The organism is Caballeronia sp. AZ7_KS35, from assembly GCF_023631045.1.
Taxonomy (GTDB): Bacteria; Pseudomonadota; Gammaproteobacteria; order Burkholderiales; family Burkholderiaceae; genus Caballeronia; species Caballeronia zhejiangensis.
The window spans coordinates 1-22,398 of the sequence record NZ_JALQDV010000042.1 but is presented as its reverse complement, the minus strand read 5'-3'; the positions used below and the strand labels follow the sequence as shown (position 1 = coordinate 22,398).

At 62.5% G+C, this 22,398-nt stretch carries 21 protein-coding genes; 16 read left to right on the top strand and 5 right to left on the bottom strand.

Going from position 1 to position 22,398, the window contains the following annotated elements:
* The first annotated feature begins 22 nt into the window (after positions 1 to 22).
* Positions 23 to 937, top strand: coding sequence for a LysR family transcriptional regulator (locus tag NCT05_RS26195; protein ID WP_008347503.1), 915 nt, complete (start codon positions 23 to 25; stop codon positions 935 to 937).
* A gap of 7 nt (positions 938 to 944) precedes the next feature.
* Here the strand turns inward: NCT05_RS26195 and NCT05_RS26190 are convergent, their stop codons facing one another.
* On the bottom strand, positions 945 to 1,868 hold the full coding sequence (locus tag NCT05_RS26190) for a LysR family transcriptional regulator (protein ID WP_008347501.1): 924 nt from the start codon (positions 1,866 to 1,868) through the stop codon (positions 945 to 947).
* 177 nt (positions 1,869 to 2,045) lie between these two features.
* Between NCT05_RS26190 and NCT05_RS26185 the strand changes: the two genes are divergently transcribed.
* The 13 genes from NCT05_RS26185 (at position 2,046) to NCT05_RS26125 (ending at position 16,690) form a co-directional block, all read left to right on the top strand.
* The gene (locus tag NCT05_RS26185; protein ID WP_008347500.1) at positions 2,046 to 3,347 is read left to right on the top strand and encodes an MFS transporter; all 1,302 of its coding nucleotides are present in this window, start codon (positions 2,046 to 2,048) and stop codon (positions 3,345 to 3,347) included.
* A 48-nt stretch (positions 3,348 to 3,395) separates the two neighbouring features.
* Positions 3,396 to 4,295 (top strand): L(+)-tartrate dehydratase subunit alpha, encoded by a 900-nt coding sequence (gene ttdA / locus NCT05_RS26180; RefSeq protein WP_008347498.1) that lies wholly within the window; start codon positions 3,396 to 3,398, stop codon positions 4,293 to 4,295.
* Positions 4,292 to 4,900, top strand: a complete 609-nt coding sequence (ttdB, locus tag NCT05_RS26175; RefSeq protein WP_175980506.1) for a L(+)-tartrate dehydratase subunit beta — start codon at positions 4,292 to 4,294, stop codon at positions 4,898 to 4,900. Before ttdA ends, ttdB begins: the two co-directional genes overlap by 4 nt.
* A gap of 124 nt (positions 4,901 to 5,024) precedes the next feature.
* Positions 5,025 to 6,653 (top strand): FGGY-family carbohydrate kinase, encoded by a 1,629-nt coding sequence (locus NCT05_RS26170; RefSeq protein ID WP_175980505.1) that lies wholly within the window; start codon positions 5,025 to 5,027, stop codon positions 6,651 to 6,653.
* Between the two features lie 106 nt (positions 6,654 to 6,759).
* Positions 6,760 to 9,144 carry a bifunctional salicylyl-CoA 5-hydroxylase/oxidoreductase gene (locus NCT05_RS26165; protein ID WP_008347493.1) on the top strand — a complete coding sequence of 795 codons (2,385 nt, stop codon included), beginning with the start codon at positions 6,760 to 6,762 and terminating at the stop codon, positions 9,142 to 9,144.
* 2 nt (positions 9,145 to 9,146) lie between these two features.
* On the top strand, positions 9,147 to 9,908 hold the full coding sequence (locus NCT05_RS26160) for an SDR family NAD(P)-dependent oxidoreductase (RefSeq protein WP_008347491.1): 762 nt from the start codon (positions 9,147 to 9,149) through the stop codon (positions 9,906 to 9,908).
* Positions 9,905 to 10,465 (top strand): MarR family winged helix-turn-helix transcriptional regulator, encoded by a 561-nt coding sequence (locus NCT05_RS26155; protein WP_008347489.1) that lies wholly within the window; start codon positions 9,905 to 9,907, stop codon positions 10,463 to 10,465. The genes NCT05_RS26160 and NCT05_RS26155 overlap by 4 nt, the downstream gene beginning before the upstream one ends.
* Positions 10,466 to 10,475: 10 nt before the next feature.
* Entirely contained in the window at positions 10,476 to 11,327 is an 852-nt protein-coding gene (locus NCT05_RS26150; protein WP_008347487.1) for an enoyl-CoA hydratase family protein, read from the top strand.
* Positions 11,328 to 12,509, top strand: a complete 1,182-nt coding sequence (locus NCT05_RS26145) for an acyl-CoA dehydrogenase family protein (protein ID WP_250503540.1) — start codon at positions 11,328 to 11,330, stop codon at positions 12,507 to 12,509. It begins immediately after the preceding gene.
* Positions 12,506 to 12,955: an acyl-CoA thioesterase gene (locus NCT05_RS26140; protein ID WP_008347484.1), complete on the top strand. Its 450-nt coding sequence runs from the start codon at positions 12,506 to 12,508 to the stop codon at positions 12,953 to 12,955. Before NCT05_RS26145 ends, NCT05_RS26140 begins: the two co-directional genes overlap by 4 nt.
* On the top strand, positions 12,952 to 13,347 hold the full coding sequence (locus tag NCT05_RS26135) for a RidA family protein (protein ID WP_008347482.1): 396 nt from the start codon (positions 12,952 to 12,954) through the stop codon (positions 13,345 to 13,347). Before NCT05_RS26140 ends, NCT05_RS26135 begins: the two co-directional genes overlap by 4 nt.
* Before the next feature lie 12 nt (positions 13,348 to 13,359).
* The gene (locus NCT05_RS26130; protein ID WP_250458536.1) at positions 13,360 to 14,997 is read left to right on the top strand and encodes an AMP-binding protein; all 1,638 of its coding nucleotides are present in this window, start codon (positions 13,360 to 13,362) and stop codon (positions 14,995 to 14,997) included.
* 85 nt (positions 14,998 to 15,082) lie between these two features.
* Positions 15,083 to 16,690 carry an ABC transporter substrate-binding protein gene (locus NCT05_RS26125; RefSeq protein WP_250503539.1) on the top strand — a complete coding sequence of 536 codons (1,608 nt, stop codon included), beginning with the start codon at positions 15,083 to 15,085 and terminating at the stop codon, positions 16,688 to 16,690.
* A gap of 4 nt (positions 16,691 to 16,694) precedes the next feature.
* On the opposite strand, the gene NCT05_RS26120 is transcribed toward NCT05_RS26125, so the two are convergent.
* Positions 16,695 to 16,955, bottom strand: coding sequence for a hypothetical protein (locus NCT05_RS26120; RefSeq protein ID WP_175980500.1), 261 nt, complete (start codon positions 16,953 to 16,955; stop codon positions 16,695 to 16,697).
* A gap of 423 nt (positions 16,956 to 17,378) precedes the next feature.
* On the opposite strand from NCT05_RS26120, the gene proP reads away from it, so the two are divergent.
* Positions 17,379 to 18,851: a glycine betaine/L-proline transporter ProP gene (proP, locus tag NCT05_RS26115; RefSeq protein WP_175980499.1), complete on the top strand. Its 1,473-nt coding sequence runs from the start codon at positions 17,379 to 17,381 to the stop codon at positions 18,849 to 18,851.
* 179 nt (positions 18,852 to 19,030) lie between these two features.
* Here proP and NCT05_RS26110 read toward each other — a convergent pair whose 3' ends face one another.
* Positions 19,031 to 19,474 (bottom strand): hypothetical protein, encoded by a 444-nt coding sequence (locus NCT05_RS26110; protein WP_250503538.1) that lies wholly within the window; start codon positions 19,472 to 19,474, stop codon positions 19,031 to 19,033.
* A gap of 230 nt (positions 19,475 to 19,704) precedes the next feature.
* Between NCT05_RS26110 and NCT05_RS26105 the strand changes: the two genes are divergently transcribed.
* Positions 19,705 to 20,592: a DUF7164 domain-containing protein gene (locus NCT05_RS26105; RefSeq protein WP_250503537.1), complete on the top strand. Its 888-nt coding sequence runs from the start codon at positions 19,705 to 19,707 to the stop codon at positions 20,590 to 20,592.
* Between the two features lie 8 nt (positions 20,593 to 20,600).
* Here NCT05_RS26105 and NCT05_RS26100 read toward each other — a convergent pair whose 3' ends face one another.
* Both NCT05_RS26100 and NCT05_RS26095 read right to left on the bottom strand, forming a co-directional pair.
* Positions 20,601 to 21,227 (bottom strand): DAK2 domain-containing protein, encoded by a 627-nt coding sequence (locus tag NCT05_RS26100; RefSeq protein WP_250503536.1) that lies wholly within the window; start codon positions 21,225 to 21,227, stop codon positions 20,601 to 20,603.
* Positions 21,228 to 21,239: 12 nt separating this feature from the next.
* On the bottom strand, positions 21,240 to 22,250 hold the full coding sequence (locus tag NCT05_RS26095; RefSeq protein ID WP_008347470.1) for a dihydroxyacetone kinase subunit DhaK: 1,011 nt from the start codon (positions 22,248 to 22,250) through the stop codon (positions 21,240 to 21,242).
* Between the last annotated feature and the right edge of the window lie 148 nt (positions 22,251 to 22,398).

Below are 22,398 nucleotides of genomic sequence, written 5' to 3'. Positions count from 1 at the left end.
ACCTGAAGTTACGAATGAACCGATGCCCGATGCCGTCCAGCCCGCCGATCTGAGCTTCTTCTCCACGCTGTCGGCGGCAGGCAGTCTGAGCGCGGCCGCGCGCGAGCTCGGCCTCACGGCGGCGGCCGTCAGCAAGCGTCTTTCGCAGATGGAAGCGCGCGCCGGCGTGGCGCTCGTCAATCGCACGACGCGGCGGATGATGCTCACGCCGGAAGGCGAGCTGTATCTGGAACACGCGCGCCGGATTCTCGACGAGATCGACGAACTCTCCGAACTGCTCGGCGCCGCCAAGCAAAGCCCGAAAGGTCTGCTGCGCGTGAACGCGACGCTCGGTTTCGGGCGCAGTCACGTCGCGCCGCTGATTTCGCGTTTCAGCAGGATGTATCCGCAAGTGTCGGTGCAGTTGCAGTTGTCGGTCACGCCGCCGCCGCTCACCGACGACAAGTTCGACGTCTGCATCCGGTTCGGCGAACCGCCCGATACGCGCGTGATCGCGCGGCGTCTCGCGGGAAACCGGCGGCTGTTGTGCGCCGCGCCGTCGTATATCGAGGCGCATGGCATGCCGCTCGTCCCGCACGATCTGACGCGGCATAACTGCATCGGCATTCGTCAGGGCGACGAAGCCTACGGCGTGTGGCGGCTCACGTCCGGACGCGGCGCGTCGCGCAAGACGGAAGCGGTGCGCATCGACGGCACGCTCACGACGAACGACGGCGAAATAGCCGTGAAGTGGGCGCTCGAAGGCCACGGCATCCTGATGCGCGCCGAATGGGACCTGAAGCCGTATCTGGCCGATGGCTCGCTCGTGCGCGTGCTGCCCGACCACGAAACGCCCAACGCCGATATCTTCGCGGTCTACTCGCAGCGGCATCAGATGTCGAACCGCATTCGCACGTTCGTCGACTTCATCGCGCAGGAGCTGAAGGGCGACGCGTGAAGCGCCGCTACCACGGCGAGCCGGCGGGCGACGGGCCGTCGGCGTGCTGGCCGAGATAGTGACGCAGATGATCGACGAAAACCGCGACCTTCGGCGACAGATTCAGCCGTTCGGGATAGACCGCGTAGATATCGGCGGGCGGCGTGTCGTATTCGCTCAACACCTGAACCAGCCTTCCGCTGCGCAGATACTTCGCGACGTCCCATTCCGCGCGCATGAGAATGCCGCGCCCTTCCAGCGCCCAGTTCAGCGCCACTTCGCCGTCGTTGGTGCTGAGCTTGCCGTGCACTTTCACGGTCTCCGTGCGCCCGCTGCGCGTCAGACGCCAGTTGCCATAGGCGGCCTCGTTCTGACGCAGCACGATGCATTGATGCGAAGTCAGATCATGCGGATGCGCCGGCTCTCCGGCCACACGCAAATATCCCGGCGACGACACCAGAAGCCGCCGATTCGACGCGATCTTCTTCGCGATCAGCCGTGAATCCGGCATCTCGCCGAAGCGCACGGACACGTCGATGCTCTCGTCCGGCAGGCTGATCGGCCGATCGGTCAGATGCAGTTGCACTTCGACATCGGGAAACGCCTCGCTGAATTCCGAGATCGCCGGACCGATATACGACCGCCCGAATCCCAACGGCGCATTGACGCGCAACAGTCCTTTCGGCGCGGCCCGGCTGCTGGAGACCGTCCGCTCCATGTCGTCGATATCGCTCAATATTCGCTGGGCGTTCGCGAAATACACCTCGCCTTCGCTCGTCAGGCTGATGCGCCGCGTCGTGCGGTTGAGCAGGCGCACGCCGAGCCGGTCTTCGAGCGAAGAGAGCCGCCGCGAGACCGCCGGCGGCGTCAGATTCAGCTCTCGCGCGGTCGCGGCCAGACTGCCTTGCTTCACCAGCAGGCAGAAGAATCCCAGTTCCGAGTCGGTGCCCATTCGTGATTTTTTTGCAATGATGAATTAAGTTTAAGTCGATTCATACGCGATTCCAACGGTTTTAACCTAGGCGTCAGCTCACGTAAAGGGCGACCGCTTCGAGCCGACGTTCGAAGACGGCATCAAAACCGCACCAGACGGTTTCGAACCCTATCAATCGGAATCAGGAGACGTTCCATGGAAATGGACATCGAGAAGCGCACTCTGCGCAAGGTCAGCTGGCGCATCGTGCCGTTCATCATGCTGCTGTACTTCATCGCGTATATCGACCGGGTGAATATCGGCTTCGCGGCGCTCACGATGAAGACCGACCTCGGCTTCACCGCGTCGATTCTCGGCTTCGGCGCGGGCATCTTCTTCTGGGGCTATTTCCTGTTCGAAGTGCCGTCGAACATCGTGCTGCACAAGGTCGGCGCGCGCATCTGGATTGCGCGGGTCATGGTGACGTGGGCGATCATCTCGGCGGCGATGGCGTTCGTCACCGGGCCGACGAGCTTCTACATCATCCGCTTCCTGCTGGGCGCGGCCGAAGCGGGCTTCTTCCCCGGCATCATCCTGTATCTCAGCTACTGGTTTCCCGCGCGGCATCGCGCTGGCGTCGTCGCGTTCTTCATGGCCGCCGCGCCGCTTTCCACCGCGCTCGGCTCGCCGCTGTCCGCCGCGCTGCTCGAAATGGACGGCGTAATGGGACTGCACGGATGGCAATGGCTCTTCATCCTCGAAGCCGTGCCGGCGCTCATTCTCGGCGTGGTCGTCTTCTTCTACATGACCGACAAGCCCGAGAAGGCCAAATGGCTGAAGGACGACGAGCGCAACTGGCTGGTCGATGTCATGAACGCCGAAACCGCCAGCCGCGCGACCACGGCGAAGCACGGCATCATCAGCGGCCTTGCGAATCCCCGCGTAATCGCGCTGTCGCTGATTTACTTCGGCACGTCGGCGGGGCTGTACACGCTCGGCATCTGGGCGCCGCAGATCATCAAGCAACTGGGCGTGTCGTCGATGACCGTCGGCCTGCTCAACGCGATTCCGCCGATCGTGTCCGTCATCGCGATGGTGCTGTGGTCGCGCCATTCGGATCGCACCGGCGAGCGAACCTGGCACGTCGTGCTGGCGTGCGTCGCGGCGGCGGTCGGCCTGATCGTGGCGGCGATGGCCAATAGCGTCGTCGGTCTGATCGCCTCGCTGACGCTGGTGAACATCGGCATCAGTTGCGCGAAGCCGCCGCTCTGGACCATGCCGACGATGTTTCTCTCCGGCGCGGCGGCCGCCACCGGCATCGCGACGATCAACTCGATCGGCAATCTGGGCGGCTTCGCCGGTCCGGTCGTCATCGGCTGGCTCAAGGAATCGACGGGCAGCTATGCGGGCGGCCTCTATTTCGTCGCCGGTCTTCTCGTGATGTCCGCCGTGCTGACCTTGCTTCTCGCCCGCTCGCAGAAGCCTTCGGTATCGACCAGCAACGCCGCCGCACACTGAAAAAGCACGCGCGCGTCCCCCAACTCAACACGTCGTAGAGGAATCAAGATGGAAAAGGAAGCGGCCATTCAGTCCGTCACGGACACCATGGCGAAGTTCACCGCCTATATCGGCAAGCGCCTGCCGAAGGATGTCAAGGCGAAGCTCGCGGAATTGCGCACGATGGAAACCAATCCGCTCGCCAAGTCGATTTACGATTCGATGGACAGCAACCAGGACGCCGCCGACAAGCTGAACCGTCCGAGCTGTCAGGACACGGGCGTGATCCAGTATTTCGTCGAGGCGGGCGCGAATTTTCCGCTGCTCGGCGAGCTCGAGGAAATCCTTCAGGAAGCCACCGCCGGCGCGACGAAGCTCGGGCCTTTGCGTCACAACGCCGTCGAAACGTTCGACGAGAAGAACACGGGCACGAACACCGGCACGCAGATTCCGTGGCTCGACTGGCGCATCGTGCCGGAGAAGGACAGCTGCACGATCGACGTCTACATGGCGGGCGGCGGCTGCACGCTTCCCGGCGCGGCGAAGGTTCTGATGCCGGGGCAAGGCTATGAAGGCGTCGCCGAATTCGTGATGGACGTCATCACCGAGCGCGGCGTGAATGCGTGCCCGCCGCTGCTCGTCGGCGTCGGCGTATCCACTTCGGTCGAGACTGCCGCGCGACTGTCGAAGCTGGCGATCCTTCGTCCGGTCGATTCGAAGAGCGCGAATCCGCGCGCCGCGCTGATGGAAGAGTTGCTCGAACAAGGGCTCAACGAAGTCGGCATCGGCCCTCAGGGGCTCACCGGAAACAATAGCGTGATGGGCGTCAACATCGAATCGTCGGCGCGGCATCCGTCGACCATCGGCGTGGCCATCAACACCGGATGCTGGGCGCATCGCCGCGGCAAGATCCGCATCAACGCAGACATGTCCTACGAAGTGCTCTCGCATGAAGGAGTCGTACTGTGAAGAAGGTTCTGACAACCCCCATCAAAAGCGAAGACCTCGAGGATCTGAAGGTCGGCGACGTCGTCTATCTGACGGGGCGCCTGGTGACGTGCCGCGATGTCGCGCATCGTCGATTGATCGAGCAAGGGCGCGAGCTGCCCGTCGATCTCAACGGCGGCGCGATCTTTCATGCGGGCCCGATCGTGCGCAAGAAGGACGACGGCGCGTTCGAGATGGTGTCCATCGGACCGACGACGAGCATGCGCATGGAGAAATTCGAGCGCGAGTTCATCGAGCAGACCGGCGTGAAGCTGATCGTCGGCAAAGGCGGCATGGGACCGGAAACGGCCGCGGGCTGCATGGAGCACAAGGCGGTTCATGCGATCTTCCCGGGCGGATGCGCGGTGCTCGCGGCGACGCTCGTCGAGGAAATCGAAGGCGCCGAATGGCAGGATCTCGGCATGCCCGAAACCTTGTGGATCAACCGCGTGAAGGAGTTCGGCCCGCTGATCATCTCGATCGATACCAAGGGCAACAATCTCATTCAGGAAAACAAGGCGGTCTTCAACGAGAGAAAGAAGCCGATCCTCGAAAAGATCAGCAAGGAACTCAGCTTCATCAAGTAGCGGCTTTAGACGAGCGCCTCGCGTTGCCGTCTTCGGAATTCGGGGTTCGGGCATACTACTCGGCGGCAGGTTTGCCGAACAGCGTCGATCTGCGACGCCCCTATCCCGAACCACGGACAGAGAGATGAACGCAAGCAACCGCAGCGCCGGCGAACGCTACGTCGTTGGCGTCGACGTCGGCACCGGCAGCGCACGCGCCGGAATTTTCGATACCGCCGGCAACATGGCCGCATCGGCGAAAAAGGACATCACGCTGTTTCATGAAAGCGGCGGCATCGTCGAGCAATCGAGCGGGGAAATCTGGAGCGCCGTCTGCCACGCCGTAAAAGCGGCGCTCGCGCAGGCGGCAATCGCGCCGGAGTCCGTCGCGGGCATCAGCTTCGATGCGACCTGCTCGCTCGTCGTGCTCGGCGATGGCGGCAAACCGCTGCCCGTGGGACCGTCGGAGCAGGCGGAACGCGACATCGTCGTCTGGATGGATCATCGCGCGATCGGGCAGGCGGAGCGCATCAACGCGACCGGCCACGCGGTGCTGAAATACGTCGGCGGCAGGATCTCACCGGAAATGGAGACGCCGAAGCTGTTGTGGCTTCTGGAAAACCGTCCGCGCGTCTTCGACGCCGCATGGCAATTCTTCGATCTCACCGACTTCCTGACATGGCGCGCGACCGGCGATACGTCGCGGTCGGTCTGCACCGTGACCTGCAAGTGGACCTATCTCGCGCATGAACGGCGCTGGGACGAGAGCTATTTCCGGACCATCGGTCTCGGCGCGCTGGCGGACGAGGGCTTCGCGCGCATCGGCCAGCAGGTGGTCGAACCGGGCACGCGGCTCGGCAACGGGCTGACCGAACGCGCCGCCGCGGAACTCGGGCTGATCGCGGGCACACCGGTCGGCGCGGGCGTGATCGATGCCCATGCGGGCGGCATCGGCACCGTGGGCGCACAGGGCGATCCGGAGTCGTGCCTCGCCTATGTGTTCGGCACGTCGTCATGCACGATGACGACGACCGCCGAGCCGGTCTTCGTGCCCGGCGTCTGGGGCCCGTACTTCTCGGCGATGGTGCCGCAGGCGTGGCTCAACGAAGGCGGTCAATCGGTCGCCGGCGCGGCGATCGAGCGCCTGCTCGCGATGCATCCCGCCGCCGCCGAAGCCACGCTTCGCGCGAAAGAGCGCGGCGAATCGCTGCCGGCCATGCTCGCCGGCTTGGCGGCTCAGGCCTCCGGCAGCCTGTCGGACGCGGTGAAGCTCGCCGATGGCCTGCACGTCGTCCCGGAGTTTCTCGGCAACCGCGCGCCCTTCGCCGATCCGCACGCGCGCGCGGTCATCGCCGGTCTCGGCATGGAAGCCGGCCTCGACAATCTGGTCGCGCTGTATGTCGCCGGCGTGTGCAGCATCGCTTATGGTCTGCGGCAGATCATCGAAGCGCAGGCGGACGCCGGCGCGCCGATCGAGCGCGTGATGATCAGCGGCGGCGCGGGCCGGCTCGATCTCGTCCGGCAGCTGCTCGCCGATGCGACCGGCAAGCCGGTGCTGGCCACGCAGGTCGATGAGCCGGTGCTGCTCGGCGCCGCGATGCTCGGCGCGGTGGCGGGCGGCCTGTTCGGCGACGTTCGATCGGCGATGAGCGGCATGGCGCGCGTCGAAAAAACCTACGCGCCGGCAACGGGCGATCTCGCGCGCCTTCACGACGCGCGGTATCGGGCATTCATCCGCTTGCAGCGTTGCGCACGGGAAATCCGCGAAGACTAGCGGGGAAAAGTACGGACGCGCGGTGCGCTCCGTCGTCTTTTTACTTGACATCTAAATTATCCAAACCTAAATTATCACGAGGAAAGACACGAGTCGGAGAGCAAGCATGCGTATCGTCTGCATCGGCGGAGGTCCGGCGGGCCTGTATTTCGCGCTTTTGATGAAGCGCCGCCATCCCGCTTACGACATCACCGTCGTCGAACGCAACCGTCCTTACGACACGTTCGGCTGGGGCGTCGTGTTCTCCGACCAGACGCTCGGCAACCTGCGCGCGGCGGACCCGCCAAGCGCCGATGCCATTCTCGACGCCTTCAATCACTGGGACGACATCGACGTCCACATCGGCGGGCGCACCGTGCGCTCGTCGGGTCACGGCTTCTGCGGCATCGGCCGCAAACGTCTGCTGAATATCCTGCAAGCGCGTTGCGAAGACCTCGGCGTGAAGCTCGTCTTCGAAACGCAAGTCACGAACGACGAGGACTACGACGCCGATCTCATCATCGCGAGCGACGGATTGAACAGCGCGATTCGGCAGAAATACGCGTCGACGTATCAGCCCGATATCGACATGCGCGATTGCCGCTTCGTGTGGCTCGGCACGCACAAGTGCTTCGACGCATTCACGTTCGCGTTCGAAAAAACGGAATGGGGCTGGTTTCAGGCGCATGCTTATCGCTTCGATGAAGACACGTCGACGTTCATCGTCGAGGCACCCGAACGCGTATGGCGTGCGGCCGGCCTCGCCGACATGAGCAAGGAAGACGGCATCGCGTTCTGCGAAAAGCTTTTTGCGAAGCATCTCGACGGCCACGCGCTGATCTCGAACGCCACGCACTTGCGCGGATCGGCGCAATGGATCCGCTTTCCGCGCGTCGTCAATCGCGAATGGGTGCATTGGCGCGAATCCGCGAACGGCAAACGGACGCCCGTCGTGTTGATGGGCGATGCCGCGCATACCGCGCATTTTTCGATCGGATCGGGGACGAAGCTCGCGCTCGAAGATGCGATCGAACTCGCGAACAGCATCGACACTGCGTTCGCGATGAAGAACGGCGATCTCGACGGCGCGCTCGCGCATTACACGCAAGTACGCAGCGTCGATGTATTGCGCATTCAGAATGCCGCGCGCAATTCGACGGAGTGGTTCGAGCATGTGGATCGATACGCGTCGTTCGAGCCCGAGCAGTTTGCATACTCGTTGCTCACGCGCTCGCAGCGCATTTCGCATGAAAACCTGCGCGAGCGCGATGCAGGATATCTCGCCTCATTCGAAGACTGGCTGGCCGCGCGTGCGGGCATCGAGCGCAACGCGCGGCAACGATCCGTTCCGCCGATGTTCACGCCGTTCACATTGCGCGGCGTCACGCTGAAGAATCGCGTGGTCGTTTCGCCGATGGCGCAGTATTCCGCCGTCGATGGCATCGCGGGCGACTATCACCTGATGCATCTCGGCGCGCGCGCGATGGGCGGCGCCGCGCTCGTGATGACCGAGATGACCTGCGTGTCGCCCGAAGCGCGCATCACGCCGGGATGTCCGGGCATGTATGCGCCGGAGCATCTCGCGGCGTGGAAGCGCATCGTCGATTTCGTGCATGCGCAATCGGATGCGAAGATCGGCATGCAGCTCGGCCATGCGGGCGCGAAGGCATCGACGCGCGTGAGCTGGGAAGGCATCGATCAGCCGCTTCCCGATGGCAACTGGCCGCTGGTTTCCGCATCGCCGCAACAGTATCTGCAAGGCGTGAGCCAATGGTCGCGCGAGGCATCGCACGACGAATTGCGCGAGATCGAAACGCAGTTCGTGCGCGCCACGGAAATGGCCGCGCTTGCAGGCTTCGACTGGCTCGAACTGCACTGCGCGCATGGCTACTTTCTGTCGAGCTTTCTCTCGCCGCTGACCAATCATCGCACTGACGAATACGGCGGCTCGCTCGAAAATCGCCTGCGTTATCCGCTCGAAGTATTCAAGGCGATGCGCGCTGTGTGGCCGCAAGACAAGCCGATGTCCGTTCGCATTTCCGCGCACGATTGGGTCGATGGCGGGACGACGCCCGACGACGCCGTCGAGATCGCGCGCGCATTCAAGGCCGCCGGCGCGGACATGATCGACGTCTCTTCAGGGCAAGTCAGCAAGCAGGAGAAGCCTGTGTTCGGGCGCATGTTCCAGACGCCGTTCGCGGATCGCATACGCAATGAAGCGGGTATCGCGACCATCGCGGTCGGCGCGATCTCGGAAGCGGATCACGTGAACAGCATCATCGCCGCGGGACGTGCGGACTTGTGCGCGGTGGCGCGCCCGCATCTCGCGAATCCATCGTGGACATTGAACGAGGCCGCGAAGATCGGCTACTTCGATATCGCGTGGCCGAAGCAATACGCGGCCGCCAAATCGCAACTGGAACGCAATCTCGAACGCGAGCGCGCACTGGCCGCCGACAATGCGCGCCTCACGCCGCAAGAACGCGCGCAACGCGCTGAAGGAACGGTCTGATCATGACGACTCTCGCCGACAAACACGCGGTCGTGACAGGCGGTGGCAGCGGCATCGGCGCATCGTGCGCAGAGGCGCTCGCGCATGCCGGCGCACGCATCACGCTGATGGGCCGCGATCTCGCGCGCCTCGAAGCGCAGCGCGACGCGATGCGCGATTACGCCGACGTCGCGTGCATACGCGTCGATGTGACGAATGAAGCCGCCGTCGCCGAAGCCTTCTCGCGCGCCGGTCCGGCCGATATCCTCGTGAACAACGCAGGCCACGCGCAAGCCGCGCCTTTCACGCAAACCGATGCGGCACTGTGGCAACGCATGATCGACGTCAATCTCACCGGCGTGTTCTTCTGCACGCGCGCCGTGTTGCCGTCGATGCTGGAGCGTGGCTTTGGCCGCATCGTGAATGTCGCGAGCACGGCGGGACAGATCGGTTATGCGTATGTCGCGGCGTATTGCGCAGCGAAGCATGGCGTCATCGGTCTCACGCGCGCGCTCGCTCTCGAAGTCGCGACGAAGGGCATAACCGTCAACGCGGTATGCCCCGGTTATACCGAAACCGAGCTGCTGCGCGCATCGCTCGATCAGATCATGTCGAAGACCGCGCGCAGCGAACAGGACGCACGCGATGCGCTCGTGCGCAACAACCCGCAACGCCGTTTCGTGCAGCCGGAAGAAGTCGCCAACGCCGTGCTATGGCTGTGCGCGCCCGGTTCCGATGCGATGAACGGCCAGTCGATATCCGTATCAGGTGGAGAAGTAACGTGAGCAACATCGCAGGCAACAAGAAGACGAACGCCGCAACCGAGCAGAAAGCGCCGCGCAAGGGCGTGGAGAAACCGGCGGACAACGTCGTCGATCTCGAGATGAGCACCGGCGCCGACAGCCACATGGGACTGCGCTTATGGCTGCGCATGCTGACCACGACGAACCTCGTGCAAGCCGAACTGCGCAAGCGCCTGCGCACCGAGTTCGATACGACCTTGCCGCGCTTCGACCTGATGGCGCAACTCGAACGTCATCCCGAGGGCCTGAAGATGACCGAGCTATCGCGCCGCATGATGGTCACCGGCGGCAATGTGACGGGCATCACGGATCAGCTCGAAAAAGAAGGACTGGTATCGCGTTATGCCGATCCGAACGATCGCCGTTCGACGAGCGTGCGTCTCACGCCGCAAGGCCGCGCCGCGTTCGACAAGATGGCGACCGCGCATGAGCAATGGGTCGTCGAAATGTTCGGCGGTCTCGAACTGAACGAAAAATCGCAGACGCATCAGCGGCTCGGCAAGCTGAAGCAGCATCTGCTGAAGACGCTGAAGGACTAAGGAGACACAGATGAGCTCATCGAGCGCCGATGCGCTTCTCGCCGGCAATCGCGTAACGCTCGCGGACTATCGCGCGACGCACTTCGGATGGTCCGTCACGAACGATGTCGCGACGATCATGCTGAACCGGCCCGAACGCAAGAACCCGCTGACGTTCGGATCGTATGCGGAGTTGCGCGATCTGTTTCGGCAACTCGCCTATGCGACCGATGTGAAAGCCGTCGTGATCCACGGCGCGGGCGACAACTTCTGCTCCGGCGGCGACGTGCATGAAATCATCGCACCGCTGATCGATCTACCGATGCCCGAGCTATTGCTCTTCACACGCATGACGGGCGATCTCGTCAAGGCGATGCGTCATTGCCCGCAGCCGATCATAGCCGCCGTCGATGGCGTCTGCGCGGGCGCGGGCGCGATCCTCGCGATGGCGTCCGACATGCGTCTCGGCACCGCGCGCAGCAAGCTCGCATTTCTCTTTGCGCGCGTCGGTCTCGCGGGTTGCGACATGGGCGCGTGTTCGATTCTGCCGCGCATCATCGGTCAGGGACGCGCTGCCGAATTGCTCTTCACGGGCCGCTCGGCAAGCGGCGAAGAAGGCTATCACTGGGGCTTCTACAACCGCCTTTGCGCACCCGAAACCTTGCTCGACGAAGCCGCGAAGCTCGCGTCCGAACTCGTCGCCGGGCCGACCTTCGCGCACGGCATCACGAAGAAGATGCTGCATCAGGAATGGAGCATGAGCATCGACGAAGCGATCGAATCGGAAGCGCAGGCGCAAGCCATCTGCATGAGCACGCGCGATTTCGAGCGCGCCTATCGCGCGTTCGCGGGGAAGACGCGTCCCGTGTTCGAAGGAGACTGAATGAACGCCGATCCACACAGCGCGCTCGCATGGCCCTTCTTCGATGAGAGACATCGCGAACTCGCACGCGATGCCGATGCATGGGCGAACGAGCATCTGAAGCATGTCGATCACGCCGATACCGACGCGGCCTGCAAGCGCCTCGTGCGCATGCTCGGCGATGCGGGATGGCTCAGGCACTGCATCGGCGGCACCCGATACGGCGCATCGAACGATACGATCGACACGCGCGCCGTGTGCCTGCTGCGCGAAACGCTCGCGAAACACGACAGCCTCGCGGACTTCGCCTTCGCGATGCAAGGGCTCGGCTCGGGCGCCATATCGCTCGCCGGCAGCGATGCGCAGAAAGAGCGCTATTTGCCGCGCGTCGCGAACGGCACTGCATTGGCGGCGTTCGCGTTGTCGGAACCGGAAGCGGGATCGGATGTCGCGGCGATGTCGCTCGATGCGCGCGCCCATGGCGACGCCTACGTGCTGAACGGCGACAAGACGTGGATATCGAACGGCGGCATCGCGGACTTCCATGTCGTGTTCGCGCGCACAGGCGAAGCGCCGGGCTCGCGCGGCATCAGCGCGTTCATCGTCGATGCGGATACGCCCGGCTTGCAGATCGCCGAACGCATCGACGTGATCGCGCCGCATCCGCTCGCGCGCCTGCACTTCGAGAACGCGCGCGTGCCGCGCAGTCAGATGCTGGGCGCCGCGGGCGAAGGCTTCAAGATCGCGATGCGCACGCTCGATATCTTCCGCACGTCGGTGGCGGCGGCATCGCTCGGCTTCGCGCGTCACGCGATGCAGGAAGGGCTCGAACGCGCCGCATCGCGCAAGATGTTCGGCCAGACGCTCGGCGACTTTCAGCTCACGCAGGCGAAGCTCGCGCAGATGGCGTTGACCATCGACACGAGCGCGCTGCTCGTGTATCGCGCCGCGTGGCTGCGCGATCAGGGCGAGAGCGTGACGCGCGAAGCCGCGATGGCGAAATGGCACGCGAGCGAAGGCGCGCAACAGGTCATCGATGCAGCCGTGCAGTTGTGGGGCGGCCTCGGCGTGAAGAGCGGTACGGCGGTCGAATCGCTGTATCGCGAGATACGCGCGCTGCGCATCTATGAAGGCGCGACGGAAGTGCAGCAGTTGATCGTCGGACGCGACTTGCTCAAGGCGCACGGAGCACATCAACGATGACACAACGCTTCGACATGCCGATGCGAATCCGCTTCGCGCACTGCGATCCGGCGGGCATCGTGTACTTTCCGCAATACCTGGTGATGACGAACATGCTCGTCGAAGACTGGTTCGACGATGCGCTCGGCATCGACTACGCGCACATGATCTCGCGGCGCCGCGTCGGACTTCCCATCGTCAAGCTCAATTGCGAGTTCTCGCGACCGAGCCGCATGGGCGAAACGGTGACGCTGTCGCTCGCGGTCGATTCCGTCGGACAGCGCTCGATCCGCATCGACATCGTCTGTCATTGCGACGGCGAAGTGCGCTTTCGCGCGAAGCAGGTCCTCGTGACGACATCGCTCGACGATGGCCGCTCGATCGCCATTCCCGGCGACATCGCCCTCGCGATCGAACGGTTCGCGCCGGGCACGAGCCGCGCACTTCAAGAGGAATCACGCTCATGAAAAAGACCCTTCAGCCTTCGGACTGGATCAAGCCGCGCGGTTACGCGAACGGCGTCGCGGTGCGCGGCACGCAGGTGTTCATCGCGGGGCAGATCGGCTGGGACGAAGAGGCGCGCTTCGTCAGCAACGCATTCGGCGCTCAGGCCGCGCAGGCGCTGCGCAATATCGTGGCCGTGCTGCGCGAAGCGGGCGGCAAGCCGGAGCATCTCGTTCGCATGACGTGGTACGTGACCGACAAGCGCGCGTATCTCGCGGCGGCGAAGGAAATCGGCGCGGCATTCCGCGAGCTGATCGGCGATTACGACATCGCGATGAGTGCGGTGCAAGTCGTCGCGCTCATCGAAGACGATGCGCTGGTGGAGATCGAAGCCACGGCTGTTATCCCCGACTAAGCGGAGGACACGATGGAACGCTCGGCACACATCGATACTTTCGCGCGCGATCATCTGCCGCCGCAGGAACAATGGCCGGTGCTCATGCTCGACAATGCGGACGTCGCTTATCCGGCGCGCGTGAATTGCGCGACCGAGTTGCTGGATCGCGCGATCGAAAGCGGACATGGCGATCGCACGGCAATCTGGTCCGATGCGAACGGCGAGCCGCACGCAACGACGTATCGCGAGTTGCGCACGCTCGTGAATCGCAGCGCGCATGTGCTCGTCGATGAAATGGGTTTGCGTCCGGGCAATCGCGTGTTGTTGCGCGGGCCGAATACGTTGCAGATGGCCGTCGCGTTCTTCGCGGCGCTGAAGGCCGGTCTCGTCGTCGTGCCGACGATGCCGCTGCTGCGCGCGAAAGAACTGAAGCAGATCATCGAGAAGGCGCGGATATCGGCGGCGCTATGCGATGTGCGTCTCATGGAAGAACTGCAGCGCTGCACGACGAAAGGCGACGACTTCCATTGCGAAGCGCTCGCGCAAGTGCTGACGTTTCACGACGATGCACCCGCGTCGCTCGAATCGCTGGCTCGAAGCAAGCCCGATCATTTCGATGCCTGCGACACCGCCGCCGACGACGTGTGCCTCATCGCATTCACGAGCGGCACGACCGGCGCGCCGAAAGGCTGCATGCACTTTCATCGCGACGTCCTTGCGATGTGCGATCTGTTCCCGCGACACATCCTGAAGCCCACGGCCGACGATGTGTTCTGCGGCACGCCGCCGCTCGCGTTCACGTTCGGCCTCGGCGGCCTGCTGTGCTTTCCATTGCGCGTGGGCGCGTCGACGATCCTGCTCGAAAAGCTCACGCCCGAAACGCTCCTGCAAACCGTGCAGCGCTTTCGCGCGACGATCATGTTCACTGCGCCGACGTTCTATCGGCAGATGGCGCCGCTCATCGAAGGCTTCGATGTGTCGAGCCTGAAGAAGACCGTGTCGGCGGGCGAAGCGTTGCCCGATTCCACGCGCGCGTCATGGCGCGAAGCGAGCGGCATCGAAATGATCGACGGCATCGGCGGCACGGAGATGATTCATATCTTCGTTTCGTCGGCGGGTGCGGACGTGCGCGAGCACGCGATCGGACGCGCGGTGCCGGGCTATATCGTGCAGGCCGTCGACGATGCGATGCAGCCGGTGCCGCCCGGAACCATCGGCAAGCTCGCGGTGCGCGGCCCGACGGGTTGCCGCTATCTCGCCGATGAACGTCAGTCGAAATTCGTGCGCGACGGCTGGAACTTGCCCGGCGATTCCGTCGTGATCGATGATGACGGTTACGTGTTCTATCAGGCGCGCGCCGACGACATGATCGTATCGGCGGGCTACAACATCTCCGGGCCGGAAGTGGAAAGCGTGCTGATGCAGCATGAAGCGGTGGCGGAATGCGGCGTGATCGGCGTGCCCGATGAAACGCGCGGGCAAGTGGTAAAGGCGTTCGTCGTGCTCAATCCCGGTTTCACCGGCGACGATGCGCTCATCGCTGAATTGCAGGCGTTCGTCAAGCGCACTGTCGCGCCTTACAAGTATCCGCGCATCGTGACGTTTCTAACGGCGTTGCCGCGCACCGAGACGGGCAAGCTCAAGCGCTTCGCGTTGCGCTCGATGTAGCAAGCTCGAAAAACGTTTGCTTGGTAGAGTATGGCTCACGCCCGCCGCGAGGCGGCTTGCCCACTCTTCCGAGCAAACAAGAAAAATGGTTCTGACGCATCGACTCCTTGCCGTTTCCCTCTTTGCCGCATTCGCATTGACGTCGCAAGCCGCATCGGCGGCGAACAAGACGCTCGTGTTCTGTTCCGAAGGCAGCCCCGCCGGTTTCGATTCCGCGCAATACACGACGAGCACCGACTTCGATGCGGGCGCGCATGCGGTCTACGATCAGCTCGTCGAATTCAAGCGCGGCACGCTCGATCTCGTGCCGGGTCTCGCCGAGAAGTGGGATGAGTCCGCGGATGCGAAGACCTTCACGTTTCATCTTCGGCGCGGCGTGAAGTTTCAGTCGACCGCCTGGTTCAAGCCGACGCGCGACTTCGACGCGGACGATGTCGTATTCACGTTCAAGCGCATGATCGATCCGAACGAGCCGTTTCAGAAGGCGAATCCCGTCAGCTTCCCGTATCTGACCGATCTCGGCTACGACAAGAACATTGCATCCGTCGACAAGCTCGACGACTACACCGTGCGCTTCACGTTGAAGACGCCTGATGTCGTGTTCGTGCGCAACATCGCGATGGAGTTCGCATCGATCGTATCGGCGGAATATGCCACGCAACTGCTGAAGCAGGGCAAGCCGGAAGACCTCAATCAGAAGCCAGTGGGCACGGGCGCGTTCGTGTTCCGCGACTATCAGAAGGACGCGACGATCCGCTACGACGCCAATCCGACTTACTGGAACCGCAAGGACGTGCATATCGACAAGCTGGTTTTCTCGATCACGCCCGATGCCGCCGTGCGTCAGCAGAAGCTATCGAGCGGAGAATGCCAGGTGACGTCGTTTCCGCGTCCCGCCGACATTGCCGCAGCGAGGCAGGATCCGAAGCTCACGGTGCTGTCGGGCGTCGGCTTCAACGTCGCGTATGTGGGCTACAACACGACGCACAAGCCGCTCGATAACGTGAACGTGCGCCGCGCGCTCGACATGGCGATCGACAAGCAGGCGATCATCAAGACGGTCTACGAAGGCGCAGCGACCATCGCGACGAATCCGATGCCGCCGTCGCAATGGTCGTATAACAAGGCGCTGAAGGACGCACCGCGCGACCCCGCGAAGGCGAAGGAACTGCTGAAGGAAGCGGGCTTTCCAAACGGCTTCACGATCACGCTATGGGCGATGCCGGTGCAGCGCGGCTATAACCCGAACGCGCGTCTGATGGCGCAACTGATTCAATCGGACTGGGCGAAGATCGGCGTGAAGGCGAACATCGTCACTTACGAATGGGCCGAGTACAACAAGCGCGCGAAGACGAACGGCGAGCACGACGCGATTCTTTACGGCTGGCTCGGCGACAACGGCGATCCCGACAACTGGCTCGGCACGACGCTCGGTTGCGACGCGGTTCACGGCAGCAACATGGCGAAGTGGTGCAACAGGCAGTTCGACGATCTGCTCGCGAAAGCGCGTCTCGTCACCGATCAGAACGCGCGCACGAAGCTCTATGAAGAAGCGCAAGTGGTGTTCAAGGATCAGGTGCCGTACACGCCGCTCGCGCACGCCAACATCTTCCAGCCGATATCGAAACGCGTGCATGGCTATCTGATCAGCCCGCTCGGCGGACATCGTTTCGACGGCATCACGTTCGATTGAGCGATCAGCCACCGCGATACCACGCATCGATGCTGTCGTGCTGCTCGTGTTCGATTGGCGGCGTCTTGGCAGCGTCGGGCATTTCGTGTCCGGTGCTCTTCGCGCGCATCCCGTGAACCGCCCGCGCGCTGTTCTCCTTGTGCGATACATGCTTCACCGCGCTTTCGCACTGCATGTTCGCCGCGCCGCAATCGTGCGCGAACGCAGGCACGGCCGACGACGCCGCGCTCGCGGCGAGAAGAACGGCGATGGTCTCCGCTTTCATGGCAACCCCGTGAATCCGTCGATAAAAAGAGGCGCGATCCGTCGACACGGTTCCCGGAATGAAATCATCGTGCCGGCGGCATCGCGCCCGCTTCATCAAACGCATGGCTCGTGCCAATGACGCGCTGAATCGCTGTGAGCGTTGCGCGTAAAGGGATTGGCGCGTTGAGCGATGATCGCGTCAAGGCGCTCCTGTCGGACCGAGGCCAACGCTTGCGCGTCGCGTGTGCGATGCAATCCGACATTGCCATGATGCGAGTGTCGTTTTCTGCCGATTCAAGGACGCGTGAGCGAAGGCATGCACGCGCCGCGACCCGCACACTCTGATCATTCATCGTGCCGAGGGCCCCGCGCCCCATCGGCGGCCTTCCGCGCGAACGCAACGCAGTCCCTCGCGTTCGCCGCGAAATCAGGAGTGAGACAATTGAGCCTCTCGCACGAGCGCAACGCCCGAAGCAAAACGTCGCCGCATCTCACGCTGGGCGATATCACGGTAGTCGACCATGCCTTGCTGAAACGTGCCGTCGGCGCGATGGCGCTCGGCAACGCCATGGAATGGTTCGACTTTGGCGTGTATAGCTATATCGCCGTCGTGCTGGGGAAAGTATTTTTTCCGTCGAGCAGTCCGTCCGCGCAGTTGATCGCGACCTTCGGCACGTTCGCCGCTGCGTTTCTCGTGCGTCCTGTCGGCGGGATGGTCTTCGGGCCGCTCGGCGACAGGATCGGCCGCCAGCGCGTGCTCGCAATGACGATGATCATGATGGCCGTCGGCACGTTCTGCATCGGCCTGATTCCGAGCTATCACTCGATCGGCATTCTCGCGCCCGTTCTCCTGCTCGTCGCGCGTCTCGTGCAAGGCTTCTCGACGGGCGGCGAATACGGCGGCGCGGCGACGTTCATCGCTGAGTTCTCGACCGATGCGCGGCGCGGCTTCTATGGCAGCTTTCTGGAGGTCGGCACGCTCGCGGGCTATATCCTCGGCGCGGGCACGGTTGCGTTGCTGACCGCCCTGCTCCCGCACGACGCGCTGCTTTCATGGGGATGGCGCGTGCCGTTCATGATCGCGGGTCCGCTCGGGCTGGTCGGCTTGTATATCCGCATGAAGCTCGAAGAGACGCCCGCGTTCAAGAAGGAAGCCGAGACGCGCGAGGCGCATGAACGGTCGCGACCGAAACAATCGTTGGCCGAACTGCTGTCGCGGCAATTCAAGCCGATGATGCAATGCGTCGGCCTCGTGCTGATCTTCAACGTTACCGACTATATGGCGCTGTCGTATCTGCCGAGCTTTCTTTCGGCGACGCTGCACTTCGATGAAACGCACGGCCTGTTTCTCGTGTTGCTCGTGATGATGCTGATGATCCCGATGACGCTCTTCGCGGGCCATCTCTCCGATCTCATCGGCCGCAAGCCGGTGATGATGATCGGCTGCATCGGGCTTTTCGCGCTGTCGATTCCCGCGTTGCTGCTCGTTCAAACGGGCGCGATGCTTCCGGTGTTTCTCGGCTTGCTGATACTCGGCGCGCTGCTATCGACCTTCACCGGCGTGATGCCTTCATCGCTGCCCGCGCTCTTTCCGACGCGCATTCGTTATGGCGCGCTCGCCATCGGTTTCAACGTATCCGTGTCGCTCTTCGGCGGCACGACGCCGCTCGTCACGGCGTGGCTCGTCGATGCGACCGGCAATCTGATGATGCCCGCGTATTACCTGATGGCGGCATCCGTGATTGGCGTGGTGTCCGTGCTCGCGTTGCGCGAGACGGCGCGTCAGCCTTTGCTCGGCTCAGGGCCGTGCGTCGCAACGAAGGCCGAAGCGCTCGCTCTTACGCGCAAGAAGTTGAAGGTGGTGCCGGCGGGCAAGCGCGAGCGTGAGGTCGTGGTGCAGAGGAAGCGAGCGTGAAGGCGTTGGCCGCGAGGACGCAGCCCGTTTTCACCTGATTGGAGCGCGCCGGTAGAGACGTGAAGCCCCCCATATGATGCCTTGGGGGCGGGGGGTTTCAGCGCGGTCAATGAATCATTGCAATCCTAACGGCTGTCTTTCGATGAAACATTCGTATAGGACGCGTCAGGTTCATGCAATCATTGCTGAACGTATTCGAACAATAGGTTCGTCGAAAGCGATCTGAAGTTCTTGCTGACGTAGAACGTGAACTTGGGCCAGGTCGTCAAGACGAGATGACCCGAGAAAGGCAGCGTCGTTCTTCCGCCGACGTTCTTCGTTTGCGATCCGAAGTAATAAGGATCCGGATAGCTTGGATCTCGCTCCAATTGATCCGGCGGGAGGTTGATATACGCGCGAACCAGGTCGTTATCGCCTGTCGATGGAGCCGCGATTCCAGTGATCAGGCCGGAGACGCGGTACAAACCCTTTGTCTTTATGGCGATAGCACCATCGTTTGCGTCGATCGTGACTGGGTCACCGCCTTGGTTGTTGAGGCCCCAACGACCGTTCCAAACGTTGAAAGTCGAATCATACTCAACCATTTCATCGTCGCGCAGACCGACAAAGAAAATGCAAGACATGGTTATTATCCTTTTGTATCTAGATGTGCATATTGAGCGTCCGCCTCAACAAGACGACAGACGCGAGTAAGCTTAGATATCGATTCGCACGGCGTCGATTGTTGCGAATGAGTTTTTTACAAAAGGAGAAGAGTAACGAAACAAGAATGATCGATGTCAAGCTTTCATGCGGCGGTCAGATCACGAATGGTACACTTCGGCATCCGTAATATTTATGGCAGGGGAAATACGTGAAAAACCACCGCACCGGCATACTCGTCTACGTAGACAATGCTGCCACAATGCTCGAGGAATTCTCGTGGCTGTACAAAAGCTTGATCTTCTCGGGTGCAACTGCGACGTGTGATCTCATCGCCGTCTGCCACCCTGACGCCCTGAAGAAACTTCCTTCAAACGATCGAATTCGATACATCACGGCGCTACCCTTCGCGGACGAGCATGCCACGTGGTCGGACTATAAGTTCATCAATTCGGTAGCAAATCTAGTCAGCCCCGCTGTATTCGACCTCTGTCGTGAGTACGAATACATCCTCAAAACAGATTGCGACACGTTTGTGACTTCTGCGTTAGTCGAGTTTGAGCCATCAGGTCTTTGCCTCGGATTCGGCGCATATGCTTATGCGGAGTCGGTCCGTCGAAAACTAGCCGAATGCAGTGAGCGATGGGGGTTCCCGCATAACGGCACGCACAACGTGGGCGCGTCGGTTCTCGGCCCTACGGAAATGGTGCTGAACTTTTTGGCTTCTCAGATGGAAAATTGCGAACGTCTTCTGCAAGAAGAGTTCGCCGACTTTACGGGCGAGTGGCCGGGCTGGAGCAAGCAGGTTTTGACCATGTACGCTGGCGAACTTGCCCTGCGCCTCACGTATCCGCAACGCTGTTCGCTTGGCTTACTTGATCACTTCACCTCGGGAGATCGAAAAATTGCAAGCGATGTCCTGCACATTCACGCGTGGCACACGGACAGTTATTGGTCGAAGCACGACTTTCGAGCGGGAAAATATGGAACGATCGAACTGGGGCACATTGATCGAACAACCTTGGGTGGCTATTGTCATTGGCTCGCCGCGGCTACATTAGACGAAGTTAAGGCCGCGGCACGAACGTTATCACGCTAGGGCGGCATTCATCCCCCGACCGCATCTCTCAACGCCTCTAGAAACCTGACATAAGCCGTCGCACCGGGATCCGCGTGCCCGATGCTGCGCTCCTGCACCCATGCCGCGCGGCCCTTCTTCGACTGCATCGTGGCAGTCGCGCTGACCTGCTCGCGTGCCTTGGCGACCATGGCATCGAGTGTGTCCGTCGCGCTGCCTTGCGATGCGGCCAGCACATCGAGACTCGGCACGAGCGCATCGAGCACGGTCTTGTCGCCGACCTGACTCTTGCCGCGTTCGATGATGCGCGCCGCCACCGCCTGACCGATCGCAAGCGCATCGTCGCGGCCGATCGCGTCCTTGTCCTTCACCGTCTTCGCCGCTGCGATCAATCCGCCGCCGACGAGCGCCGCGAACGTCGACGGATTCGCCGTCGAGAATGCCTTGGCCGCGGCCAGCATGATGTCGTTCAACGACGCCTCGTCGGGCAATGCGTTCAACGCTTTCACGACTGCCGTCGATCCCGCCTGCACCGTGATGCCGAGATCGCCATCGCCGAGCGCCGCGTCGAGATCGCGCAGTTCATCGGCGTGTGCGGGAAGCGCGTTCAGCGCGCGCGTGAGGATGTCCCGCAGTTCCTTGCTCGTCACACTCATTGCACGCTCCTTTCAGGATTCGGTGCCGTCGCGGAAGAACGGCGAACGCGCGGGCGCTTCGAGCAGCGCCTCGAGTTCGTCGTCGAGCAGCATGATCGTGATCGATGCGCCCGCCATCTCGAGACTCGTCACGTATTCGCCGACATACGAGCGCGCGATTTTCAGCCCTTCATCGGCGATGAGTTTCGCCGAATGCCGGTACAGCAGATAGAGCTCTTCGAGCGGCGTCGCGCCGAGGCCGTTGACGAGCAACGCGACGCGCGAGCCTTTCGGCGCGGCGAGATCGCCGACGATCTGCTTCGTGATGCGCTCGGCGATGGCATCGGCGGATTCGAGCTTGCCGCGATGCGTGCCGGGTTCGCCGTGTATGCCGATGCCGATTTCCATCTCGCCTTCGGGCAGCGTGAACGTCGGTTTGCCTGCGGCGGGCAGGATGGTCGGCGAGAGGCCGACGCCCATCGTGCGGCAATTCGCGTTGGCCTTGGCGCAGATGCGCGCGACGTCGTCGAGCGAATCGCCGCGTTCTGCTGCGGCGCCAGCGCATTTGAATGCGAAGACCATGCCGGCGACGCCGCGTCGGTCGGCGGCGCGGTCTTTCGGTGCGGAGGCGACATCGTCGGTCAGCACGACCGTTTTGATGTCGATGCCTTCGGCTTCCGCGAGGTCCGCGGCGAGATCGAAGTTGAGCACGTCGCCGCCGTAGTTGCCGTAGACGTAGAGCACGCCTGCATCGCCGTTGACTGCTTTCGTCGCTTCGAATATCTGTTCCGATGATGGCGATGAGAAGACGTTGCCTACTGCCACGCCGGCGCATAGGCCCTCGCCTACGTAGCCGAGGAAGCCGGGCATGTGGCCCGAGCCACCGCCGGTGACGATGCCTACGCGGCCTTGCGTCGGGGCGTCAGCGCGGACGAGTGCGCGTTTGTCTTCTGTCGCGGGTTTGATCCATTTTGGATGCGCTATCAGCAGGGATTCGATGATTTCATCGACGAAGGCTTCAGGGTTGTTGATGATCTTCTTCATCTCTTTGTTTGCTCCTTGTTTCGGTTCGGTTCGGTTCTGTTCTGTTCGCTTGCGTTTGTGTGGAAGCCTGATTTCGTGTCGGTCTATTAGCACTGCCCCTGTGCGGGGCGGCACTCACTTTCTTTGCTGCTGCAAAGAAAGTAAGCAA

Excerpts from the sequence above, each read along its gene's own strand:
- NCT05_RS26170 (WP_175980505.1), top strand. The coding sequence starts at position 5,025 with ATGAACGCAAGCAACCGCAGCGCCGGCGAACGCTACGTCGTTGGCGTC.
- ttdA (WP_008347498.1), top strand. The coding sequence starts at position 3,396 with ATGGAAAAGGAAGCGGCCATTCAGTCCGTCACGGACACCATGGCGAAG.
- NCT05_RS26165 (WP_008347493.1), top strand. The coding sequence starts at position 6,760 with ATGCGTATCGTCTGCATCGGCGGAGGTCCGGCGGGCCTGTATTTCGCG.
- NCT05_RS26110 (WP_250503538.1), bottom strand. The coding sequence starts at position 19,474 with ATGTCTTGCATTTTCTTTGTCGGTCTGCGCGACGATGAAATGGTTGAG.
- NCT05_RS26135 (WP_008347482.1), top strand. The coding sequence starts at position 12,952 with ATGAAAAAGACCCTTCAGCCTTCGGACTGGATCAAGCCGCGCGGTTAC.
- NCT05_RS26125 (WP_250503539.1), top strand. The coding sequence starts at position 15,083 with ATGGTTCTGACGCATCGACTCCTTGCCGTTTCCCTCTTTGCCGCATTC.
- NCT05_RS26100 (WP_250503536.1), bottom strand. The coding sequence starts at position 21,227 with ATGAGTGTGACGAGCAAGGAACTGCGGGACATCCTCACGCGCGCGCTG.
- NCT05_RS26150 (WP_008347487.1), top strand. The coding sequence starts at position 10,476 with ATGAGCTCATCGAGCGCCGATGCGCTTCTCGCCGGCAATCGCGTAACG.
- NCT05_RS26120 (WP_175980500.1), bottom strand. The coding sequence starts at position 16,955 with ATGAAAGCGGAGACCATCGCCGTTCTTCTCGCCGCGAGCGCGGCGTCG.
- NCT05_RS26140 (WP_008347484.1), top strand. The coding sequence starts at position 12,506 with ATGACACAACGCTTCGACATGCCGATGCGAATCCGCTTCGCGCACTGC.
- NCT05_RS26190 (WP_008347501.1), bottom strand. The coding sequence starts at position 1,868 with ATGGGCACCGACTCGGAACTGGGATTCTTCTGCCTGCTGGTGAAGCAA.
- NCT05_RS26160 (WP_008347491.1), top strand. The coding sequence starts at position 9,147 with ATGACGACTCTCGCCGACAAACACGCGGTCGTGACAGGCGGTGGCAGC.
- NCT05_RS26145 (WP_250503540.1), top strand. The coding sequence starts at position 11,328 with ATGAACGCCGATCCACACAGCGCGCTCGCATGGCCCTTCTTCGATGAG.
- NCT05_RS26130 (WP_250458536.1), top strand. The coding sequence starts at position 13,360 with ATGGAACGCTCGGCACACATCGATACTTTCGCGCGCGATCATCTGCCG.
- NCT05_RS26095 (WP_008347470.1), bottom strand. The coding sequence starts at position 22,250 with ATGAAGAAGATCATCAACAACCCTGAAGCCTTCGTCGATGAAATCATC.
- NCT05_RS26195 (WP_008347503.1), top strand. The coding sequence starts at position 23 with ATGCCCGATGCCGTCCAGCCCGCCGATCTGAGCTTCTTCTCCACGCTG.
- NCT05_RS26185 (WP_008347500.1), top strand. The coding sequence starts at position 2,046 with ATGGAAATGGACATCGAGAAGCGCACTCTGCGCAAGGTCAGCTGGCGC.